We start from the raw sequence: 8,589 nt of genomic DNA, 5'->3' as shown, positions 1-8,589 counted from the left end.
GCCCGCGCCCCGCGCGCCCCGGGACGGACGGGACCGGCCCGCGGGCAGGCGGCGCAGGCCCGCACCCGCGGACCGCCCCGCGCCCCGGCCGCCGGTCACCCGCACCGCGAGCGGCCGGGCCGAGGCCGTCCGCAGGCACTGGCCCTGGGCCCTGGTCGCCCTCCTGGTCGTCCTGAGCATCGTCATCGGTGTGCGGACCTGGCAGGACTGGGACGGCGAGCCGCTGCGCACCGCCTTCGAGGGGACCGGGACCGACACCGTCGACTCCGCGGTCCTGCCCGAGGCCCCGGGCACAGGGGAGGGCGCCGGCAAGCAGCAGGGCGGGGACGACCCCGCCCGGGCCGGGAAGGCCGACGAGGTCACCGTCGGACTCACCGCGTCCTCCCGTACCTGGGTCAAGGTGACCGACGCCGGGGGCGAGAACCTGTTCACCGGGTTCCTCGCCGCCGGAGAGGCCCGGGACTATGTGACGGACGACACCCTGACCCTCTGGCTGGGCAACGCCGGGGGCGTCGAGGTCACCGTCGACGGCGAGGACCTCGGCACCGCCGGAAGCAGCGGAGAGGTCAAGGAGGTGGTCGTCGGGGCTGACGGCTTCGACGGCTGATCGCGTGCCCGGAACCCGCACCCGCCCCGGCCAGGGATGATCCCGGCCGGGGTTCGGGCGGGTGGGCCGGAACGGGTAATGTGGAGGGTCGCGGGCGACGTCCGTCGCGCCGCGCCGCGGGGCCCGGGACCACCCGGCACGCCTCCGCGATCACTCGAAACGCTCTCCCACACGCTTGGAAGCCATGTCACCGCGCCGTACTGTCTCGCTGGTCACCCTGGGGTGTGCGCGTAACGAGGTCGACTCCGAAGAGCTGGCCGGCCGCCTGTCCGCGGGCGGCTGGGAGCTGGTCGACGAAGGCACCGAGGCCGACGTCACCCTCGTCAACACCTGCGGGTTCATCGACGCCGCCAAACAGGACTCCATCGACACCCTGCTGGAGGCCGCCGAGAACGGCGGCCGGGTCGTCGCCGCCGGCTGCATGGCCGAGCGCTACGGCTCCGAGCTGGCCGAAGCGCTCCCCGAGGCGCAGGTCATCGGGTTCGACGACTACGCGGCCATCACCGACCGCCTCGACGACGTGCTCGAGGGCCGCACCCTGGTCCCGCACGACCCGCGCGACCGGCGCACCCTGCTGCCGATCAGCCCGGCCGAGCGCGGCTCCGCGCAGCTCCACATCCCCGGCCACGGCGGGTTCGCCGACGCAGCCGGGGCCGACGGGACGGAGCTGCCCTACCGCGCCGCGATCCCGCGCCGCCGCCTGACCGGCGGCCCGGTGGCCAACCTCAAGATCGCCTCCGGCTGCGACCGCCGCTGCACCTTCTGCGCCATCCCGACCTTCCGCGGCGCCTACATCTCCCGGCACCCGGACGAGATCGTGCGCGAGGCCGAGTGGCTGGCCTCCGAGGGCGTGCGCGAGGTGTTCCTGGTCAGCGAGAACTCCACCTCCTACGGCAAGGACCTGGGCGACGTGCGCGCGCTGGAGAAGCTGCTGCCGCGCCTGGCCGGGGTCGAGGGGCTGGACCGGGTCCGGGTCAGCTACCTCCAGCCCGCCGAGGTCCGCCCCGGGCTGGTGGACGTGCTCACCGGGACCCCCGGCGTGGTGCCCTACTTCGACCTGTCGTTCCAGCACGCCAGCGGGACCCTGCTGCGCCGCATGCGCCGCTTCGGCGACCGCGAGCGCTTCCTGGAGCTGCTGGACACCGTGCGCTCCCGGGTGCCCGAGGCGGGCGCCCGCTCCAACTTCATCGTCGGGTTCCCCGGCGAGACCGAGGCCGAGTTCGAGGACCTGGTCGCCTTCCTGGAGGCGGCCCGCCTGGACGCCATCGGCGTCTTCGGCTACTCCGACGAGGACGGCACCGAGGCCAGGGAGCACCCGAACAAGGTGCCCGAGGAGGTCGTCGCCGAGCGCGTGGACCGCCTCAACCGCCTCTCGGAGGAACTGATGGCCCAGCGCGCCGAGGAGCGCGTGGGCGAGGAGGTCACCGTCCTGGTCGAGACCGTCCTGGAGGACGGGGCCTACGAGGGGCGCTCCGAACACCAGGCCCCCGAGGTGGACGGGAGCACCATCCTCTACGGTGAGGGACTGGCCGCGGGCGATCTGGTCCGGGCCACCGTGGTCCAGGCCGTCGGCGCGGACCTGGTCGCCGAGCAGGACGAGGAAGCCGGGGAAGCCGGAGACAGATGAGCAGCCACGACGCGGCGACGCCCGCCCCCCACGTTCCGCTGTGGAACATCGCGAACATCCTGACCATGAGCAGGCTGGTCATGGTCCCGGTCTTCGTGTGGTTCATGTTCCTGGACGGCACCTGGTGGCGTCTGGCCGCCTTCGCCGTCTTCGTGCTCGCCGCCGTCACCGACCGCATCGACGGCGAACTGGCCCGCCGCCGCGGGCTGGTCACCGACTTCGGCAAGATCGTCGACCCCATCGCGGACAAGGCCCTCACCGGGGCCGCGCTGGTGGTGCTGTCCATCCAGGGCGACCTGTGGTGGTGGGTGACCATCGCGATCCTGGCCCGCGAGTGGGGCGTCACCCTGCTGCGCTTCGCCGTGCTGCGCTACGTGGTCATGCCGGCGAGCAAGGGCGGCAAGCTCAAGACGGTCCTGCAGATCGTCGCCATCAGCATCTACCTGTTCCCGCTGTCGGTCCTGCCCTTCAGCGACGTGTTCACCTGGATCGCCCACGCGGTCATGGCCGCCGCCCTGGCGGTCACCCTGTGGACCGGCGTCACCTACGTCCTGGACGCCGTCCGCGCGGTCCGCGCCGGCAAGCGCGAGACCGCGGGATGACGGAGCCCGCCGCGGCGGCCCTGGCGGCCCGGGTCCACCGCTCCCTGCTGGAGCGCGGGATGACCTGCGCCACGGCCGAGTCGCTCACCGGCGGGCTCATCGGCGCCCACCTGACCTCCGTCCCCGGGGCCTCGGCCACCTACCGGGGCGGGGTGGTCGTCTACGCCACCGACACCAAGGCGTCCCTGCTGGGCGTCCCCGAGGACCTGCTGGCCGCCGAGGGCGCCGTCCACCCCGGTGTGGCCGAGGCCATGGCGGCGGGGGTCCGGCGCCTGCTGGGAGCGGACTTCGGGCTCGCGGTGACCGGTGTGGCCGGGCCCGAACCCCAGGACGGCAGGCCCGTGGGGACCGTGTACGCGGGCCTGGCCGGGCCCGACGGGAATGCACGGGCCCTGCTTTTCCGTTTCACCGGTGACCGTTCGGGTATCCGATACCGAACGGTCGAAGGTGCACTGGAGCTCCTGGACTCCGCCGTCCACGGCGACGTGGCGGGGAACACCCGGCCCTGACCCTCCGGTCCGGTTCCTTCTCCTCGTACGGGGGAACGAAACCCTGTCAAGAGGCGGTTCCCCCTCCAGCGAACAGGCCGACAAGAGGTGCCCGAATCGGGCGTGGGGCAGGTACGGTGTTGTATATGAAGGTCGCTACCGGTGGGAGGGAGCGCGAATGATGGTCCTGCTTCGTCACCTACTTGGTGACGTGCTCAGGCGGCTGCGACAGCGCCAGGGCCGCACCCTCCGCGAGGTGTCGGCCGATGCACGCGTGTCCCTCGGCTACCTGTCGGAGGTCGAGCGGGGGCAGAAGGAAGCGTCTTCCGAACTGCTCTCGTCGATCTGCGGGGCCCTGGGGGTCCCGCTCTCGCAGGTGCTGAGAGAGGTGTCCGACCAGCTCGCGCTGGTCGAGCTGCAGGAGGCGGCGCTGCTGGAGGACGCGGTCACGACCGACCCCGTCCCCGCGCAGGACCTCGGCATCGGACCGGTTCCGGATCGCGTTCCCCAGGTTCCCGATATGGTGGGGGTCTGAGCGGCCCGCCACCCCACGTCCGGTCCACGGACAACCACACCGTCCTCCTCCACGGGGGACAACGGATTCACGAGAGGAGCCGACCGTCGGTCGGCTCCTCTCGCGTATGCACGGTTCTCACTATAAGTGATCGTACGGTGGCTACCGGTGGGTATGGTTCACCCAGGCCTCCGGGTCCTCCGCGAGGGTGCGGACCTGCTCCGGCAGCTCGTTGGTGGCCAGGTGCTGGAGGTTGACCCCCTCCAGGATGGCGCGCTCGCTGGCGCGCAGGGCGATCCACACCTGCTGGAGGCTGCGGGCCGCACCGTCGTAGTCGACGTGCTCGGGGCGTTCCCCGCGCACGTTGGCCAGCGGCCCGTCGACCGCGCGGATGATGTCGGCGAGCGAGATCTCGGCCGCCGGACGGGCCAGCCAGTAGCCGCCCACCGGGCCGCGTTGGCTGCGCACCAGCCCGGCCCGGCGTAGCTGGGTGAGGATGTTCTCGAGGAATTTTCCGGGGATGGCCTGCGCTCGCGCGAGCTGCTCGGCCGTCACCGGTCCTTCGCTGGCGACGGCGAGTTCCGCTGCGGCGCGCAGCGCGTAGTCGACCCGGGCTGAAAGGCGCATGCTGTGATTATGCCGTGGTTAGAAGGGCGAATGGGGCACCGGGCGTCCGCGAGTGTGCCGACGGGCCGGGATGCTGCGTGATCAAGGGTACTTCTCCTACCGGGTCGCGGGGACATCGGTGACGATCCGCCCGGAGGGAGTGTTCCGGGGCGCCCGTACGGGAAGGCCGGGCACACGGCGACCCGGGCCGGTCCTGGAGGTCCCCGGCCCGGGTCGCCGCACCCGCTTCGTCCCCGCCCGCCGGAGCCCCCAGGGGACGCCTGCCGCGCGGACCGCCCGTCATCCACCGTCACCCTCGACGGACGCCTGCGGTGCGGTCCTGCCCGCCTGTCGTCCGCCGCCGCCCTCGAGGGACACCTGCGGCGGTTCCACCGGCCTGTCGCCCGCAGGCGCCCCCAGGGGGCGCCTGCGGTGCGGCACGGCCTGTCCGCGGCCGCCCTCGGCGGGCGGGCGCGGACACGGGGAGGCGGCGCCCGGTCAGGCGTGGTGGACGGCCGGGGCGACGCCGCCGAGCAGCTCGGCGGCGCTGCGGCCGTTGACGTGGGCGGCGCCGTAGGTGCTCACGTGGGCGCCGCAGGAGGGCCGCCAGACGGGCAGGCCCATCTCGACCACCACGGCCCCTGGGAAGGCTCCCAAGAGGCGCTCGACGAGCTCGCGGGCCTCGGGGTAGCGGTGCGCGTCGCGGACCACCACGACCAGGTCCCGCCCCTGCGCGGCGGCGATGAGCCGGTCGGCGTGGGACACGTCGGGGGAGACCCGCTCGGTGTCGGGGAACCACGAGGACAGGCCCCAGTGCACGTCGCCCACGGCCATGCCGGCGGGCGCGTCGACCTCGACCACGTACGGGGACTCCAGCGCGGGCAGCTCGCCCGTCACCCGGAGCGCCCGGCGGGCGCCGGACAGGCCCACCTCCGCGGACTCGGCGGCCGCGGTGCGGCGCGCGGCGGCGTCGCGGATCCAGGAGCGCAGGCGCAGGTTGCGGTCGGCGGCCTCCTCCAGGCGCTCGCCCGGCAGCCGCCCGTCGCGCACCGCCTCCACGAGCGCGGTGCGGATCGCCGCCACCTGGTCGGCGTAGACGAACCGGCCCAGGCACAGCAGGTCGCAGCCGGCGGCCACCGCCAGCACACTCGCCTCGGGGATGCCGATCCGGCCGCTGACGCCGTGCATGTCCATGGCGTCGCTGACGATGACGCCGTCGAAGCCCAGCTCGCCGCGGAGCAGGTCGTTGAGCACCTTCGGGGCCAGCGTGGCCGGACCCGTCACGCCCAGCCCGGCCATCTCGATGTGCGCGGTCAGGACGGACTGCACCCCGGCCTCGACGGCGGCCCGGAACGGCGCCAGCTCGCGCCGGTGCAGCACCTCCGGGTCCGCCTCCACCTGCGGCAGTGTGTGGTGGGAGTCCTGGGAGGTGGCGCCGTGCCCGGGGAAGTGCTTGGCACAGGCGGCGACCCCGGCCTCCTGGAGCCCCAGCACGGCCGCGGCCCCGTGCCGGGCCACCAGCGCGGCGTCCGAGCCGAAGGAGCGGGTGCCGATGACCGGGTTGTCGTCGGCGACGTTGACGTCCACCGACGGCGCGAGGTTCATGTTGAAGCCCAGCTGGGCGAGCCTGCCGCCCAGCGACCGCAGGGTGGCGCGGGTCAGCTCCGGGTCGTCCACGGCGCCCAGGGCGGCGTTGCCCGGGTAGTCGCTGCCGTGCTCCTGCCCGATGCGGGTGACGTCCCCGCCCTCCTCGTCGAGGCTGATCAGGGGGTTGTCCGCGGCCTGCGCCAGCTCCGCGTTCAGCGCCGTGATCTGTTCGGGGGTGTCGAGGTTGTTGTGGAAGAGGCAGACGCCGGAGATGCCGTCCGCCAGGCCTTCCAGAATCCAGCGCGGGGCGCGGTGGGACTCGAAGGGCACCAGAAGAGTGGCGTTGGCCAAGCGCGTCAGGGTCGGATCGAGCGACATGACGGACTCCGTTCGGTGAACACGGGTGCCCATGGATGAGGGCAGACGAAGGACGTGAAGGGGTGGTGGTGGGGCGCGGGCGCGCCCGAGGCGGGTCCACTGCGCCCTCGTGGACCCGCCTCGTGGGGATCGGGCCGTCAGCCCTTGACCGCGCCCATGGTGAGGCCGGAGACCATCCGCCGCTGGACGAACAGGAAGAAGATCATCACCGGGATGGTCAGCAGGGTGGAGGCCGCCATGATGGGGCCCCACTCGGTGCCGAAGCGGCCGAAGTAGTAGGACAGGGTGAGCGGCAGCGTGTAGTTGTCCGTGCTGCGGCCCAGGAACGTGAGCGCGACGATGAACTCGTTCCACGCGGTGATGAACGCGAAGATGCTCGCCGCGACCAGGCCGGGCGCCACCAGCGGCATGAGGATGCGCCAGAAGATCGTCCACCCGCTCGCGCCGTCGATCGCCGCGGCCTCCTCCAGCTCCTTGGGCACCGCGACGACGAAGCCGCGCAGCATCAGGATCGTGATCGGCAGCGACACCGCCGTGTACACGATGAGCAGGCCGGACAGGTTGCCGAGCAGCTGGGCGCCGGTGGCGTCCGACAGCTGGCGGAAGTTGATGAAGATCGAGATGATCATCGCTTCCATCGGCACCATCTGGATGACGAGCAGCAGGATGATGAACGCGGTCCGCAGCTTGAAGCGGAACCGGGCCACCGCCAGCGCGGCCAGCAGCGACAGGAACGCGCCCATCCCCACGGCCCCGAGGGTGACGACGAGGCTGTTGCCCAGGAACTGCCAGAAGTTGACGCCCGGGATCAGCTGCCCGTTGAGGACCCGGTCGAAGTGCTCCAGGGTCGGCGCCTGCGGGAAGAACGTCTGGTTCCGCGTGAAGATCTCCCCGACCGGCTTGAAGGCCGTGGCGACCATCCAGTAGACGGGGAAGACGGAGAACAGGAAGACGGCGGCGCCGGCCAGGTACAGCGGGAGGGAGCGCAGCCGGCGCAGCGGGCTGCGGCGGTAGCCCCCGCGGTTCGGGGCGGCGGTGCTGGTCGCGCTCATCGGGTCTCCCCCTGGCGGATCATGATGCGCAGGTAGTACGCGGTGACGGCGAGGATCATGACGGTCATCACGACCGCGATCGCCGAGCCCATGCCGTAGTTGGCCGGGCTCGCGCTGAAGCCCTGCTGGTAGATGTAGTACGAGAGCAGGTAGACGTCCTTGTTCTGGAAGCTGTTCGCCAGGATGTACAGCTGGGTGAACACCCGCAGGTCCCAGATGATCTGGAGGACCAGCAGCAGGGCGAACAGCGGGCGCAGCATCGGGAACGTCACGTTCCAGAACGACTTCCACGCGGAGGCGCCGTCCATCTTCGCGGCCTCGTACAGCTCGTGCGGGATGCTCTTGAGCCCGGCGAGGACGGAGACGGCCACGAACGGGAACGACTGCCAGACGATGACGGTGATGAGGATCGTGAACAGCGATCCCGGCTGGAGGAACCAGTTGTACTCCAGCCACCCGCTGCCGACCAGCCAGTCGGGGAGCCGGTCCAACGTGACGTTGACCAGGCCCCGCTCGGGCAGGAACAGCCAGCGGAAGACCAGGGAGGCGCTCAGCGCCGGGGTGGCCCAGGCCAGCATCATGCCGACGGACACGATCGTGGAGAACCACTTGGGCAGCTTGTGCAGCAGGATGCCGATCAGGGTTCCCAGCACCATCGTGATGCCGACCATCAGCACGCAGACGACCACGGTGTTGCGCAGGATCGTCCAGAACTCGGGGTCGGTCAGCAGCCGCTGGTAGTGCGCGAAGTTGTTCCACTCCGGCCCGGGCTGGTTGGGCAGGAGGTTGCGCGTGGTGAAGCTGGTGAGCGAGTACCACACCATCTGCACGATCGGCCAGAGCAGCACGACCGCGAGCAGGATCAGTGCCGGGGCGATGAGCAGGTACGGGGTGGGCGGCTTGCGGCGGCGCTTGGGCGCGGAATCGGCGGTCACCCGGACGGTGCCCTCTTTCCCTCGGTCGGCCGCTCGTTCGACGGTGTGTGCCATGGTCTTCTCAATCGAGGCGTGGTTGCTCCGGGTGGCGGGGGGGGGGCCCCGGGGCCCCCCCCCCCCCCCCCCCGGCCGGGGGGGGGGGGGGGGGGTATCTAGACGCGCCGAGAGGGTATTGGTGATATGAAAGTGAGGG

9 protein-coding genes are annotated in these 8,589 nt (G+C 72.0%); 5 read left to right on the top strand and 4 right to left on the bottom strand.

Annotation, left to right across the window (positions count from 1 at the left end; translation table 11 throughout):
* From ACFVNO_RS18340 to ACFVNO_RS18320, 5 genes are all read left to right on the top strand, one after another.
* Positions 1–607 (top strand): DUF4115 domain-containing protein (locus ACFVNO_RS18340; protein ID WP_378893938.1); only part of this gene is annotated, 607 nt, incomplete at its 5' end.
* A gap of 184 nt (positions 608–791) precedes the next feature.
* Positions 792–2,234: a 30S ribosomal protein S12 methylthiotransferase RimO gene (gene rimO / locus ACFVNO_RS18335; protein ID WP_355260245.1), complete on the top strand. Its 1,443-nt coding sequence runs from the start codon at positions 792–794 to the stop codon at positions 2,232–2,234.
* Entirely contained in the window at positions 2,231–2,836 is a 606-nt protein-coding gene (pgsA, locus tag ACFVNO_RS18330; RefSeq protein ID WP_355259692.1) for a CDP-diacylglycerol--glycerol-3-phosphate 3-phosphatidyltransferase, read from the top strand. Before rimO ends, pgsA begins: the two co-directional genes overlap by 4 nt.
* Positions 2,833–3,345, top strand: a complete 513-nt coding sequence (locus ACFVNO_RS18325; protein WP_220562686.1) for a CinA family protein — start codon at positions 2,833–2,835, stop codon at positions 3,343–3,345. Before pgsA ends, ACFVNO_RS18325 begins: the two co-directional genes overlap by 4 nt.
* A 157-nt stretch (positions 3,346–3,502) precedes the next feature.
* Entirely contained in the window at positions 3,503–3,859 is a 357-nt protein-coding gene (locus ACFVNO_RS18320; RefSeq protein WP_073375890.1) for a helix-turn-helix domain-containing protein, read from the top strand.
* A 141-nt stretch (positions 3,860–4,000) separates the two neighbouring features.
* Here ACFVNO_RS18320 and ACFVNO_RS18315 read toward each other — a convergent pair whose 3' ends face one another.
* The 4 genes from ACFVNO_RS18315 to ACFVNO_RS18300 all read right to left on the bottom strand — a co-directional run bounded on the left by ACFVNO_RS18315 (position 4,001) and on the right by ACFVNO_RS18300 (position 8,450).
* Positions 4,001–4,465, bottom strand: coding sequence for an Rrf2 family transcriptional regulator (locus tag ACFVNO_RS18315; RefSeq protein WP_220562685.1), 465 nt, complete (start codon positions 4,463–4,465; stop codon positions 4,001–4,003).
* Between the two features lie 477 nt (positions 4,466–4,942).
* Positions 4,943–6,409, bottom strand: a complete 1,467-nt coding sequence (locus ACFVNO_RS18310) for a glycoside hydrolase family 3 N-terminal domain-containing protein (protein WP_355259697.1) — start codon at positions 6,407–6,409, stop codon at positions 4,943–4,945.
* 137 nt (positions 6,410–6,546) lie between these two features.
* A complete protein-coding gene (locus tag ACFVNO_RS18305; RefSeq protein ID WP_355259700.1) occupies positions 6,547–7,461 on the bottom strand; it encodes a carbohydrate ABC transporter permease in 915 nt (304 codons plus the stop codon).
* On the bottom strand, positions 7,458–8,450 hold the full coding sequence (locus ACFVNO_RS18300; protein WP_355259703.1) for a sugar ABC transporter permease: 993 nt from the start codon (positions 8,448–8,450) through the stop codon (positions 7,458–7,460). Before ACFVNO_RS18300 ends, ACFVNO_RS18305 begins: the two co-directional genes overlap by 4 nt.
* Positions 8,451–8,589 lie beyond the last annotated feature (139 nt).

The sequence above is a fragment of the Nocardiopsis sp. NPDC057823 genome, assembly GCF_042797335.1.
Lineage (GTDB): Bacteria > Actinomycetota > Actinomycetes > Streptosporangiales > Streptosporangiaceae > Nocardiopsis > Nocardiopsis changdeensis.
The sequence above is the reverse complement of the archived record's forward strand: the minus strand, read 5'-3'. Positions and strand labels throughout refer to the sequence as shown.

Excerpts from the sequence above, each read along its gene's own strand:
- rimO (WP_355260245.1), top strand. The coding sequence starts at position 792 with ATGTCACCGCGCCGTACTGTCTCGCTGGTCACCCTGGGGTGTGCGCGT.
- pgsA (WP_355259692.1), top strand. The coding sequence starts at position 2,231 with ATGAGCAGCCACGACGCGGCGACGCCCGCCCCCCACGTTCCGCTGTGG.
- ACFVNO_RS18325 (WP_220562686.1), top strand. The coding sequence starts at position 2,833 with ATGACGGAGCCCGCCGCGGCGGCCCTGGCGGCCCGGGTCCACCGCTCC.
- ACFVNO_RS18320 (WP_073375890.1), top strand. The coding sequence starts at position 3,503 with ATGATGGTCCTGCTTCGTCACCTACTTGGTGACGTGCTCAGGCGGCTG.
- ACFVNO_RS18315 (WP_220562685.1), bottom strand. The coding sequence starts at position 4,465 with ATGCGCCTTTCAGCCCGGGTCGACTACGCGCTGCGCGCCGCAGCGGAA.
- ACFVNO_RS18310 (WP_355259697.1), bottom strand. The coding sequence starts at position 6,409 with ATGTCGCTCGATCCGACCCTGACGCGCTTGGCCAACGCCACTCTTCTG.
- ACFVNO_RS18305 (WP_355259700.1), bottom strand. The coding sequence starts at position 7,461 with ATGAGCGCGACCAGCACCGCCGCCCCGAACCGCGGGGGCTACCGCCGC.
- ACFVNO_RS18300 (WP_355259703.1), bottom strand. The coding sequence starts at position 8,450 with ATGGCACACACCGTCGAACGAGCGGCCGACCGAGGGAAAGAGGGCACC.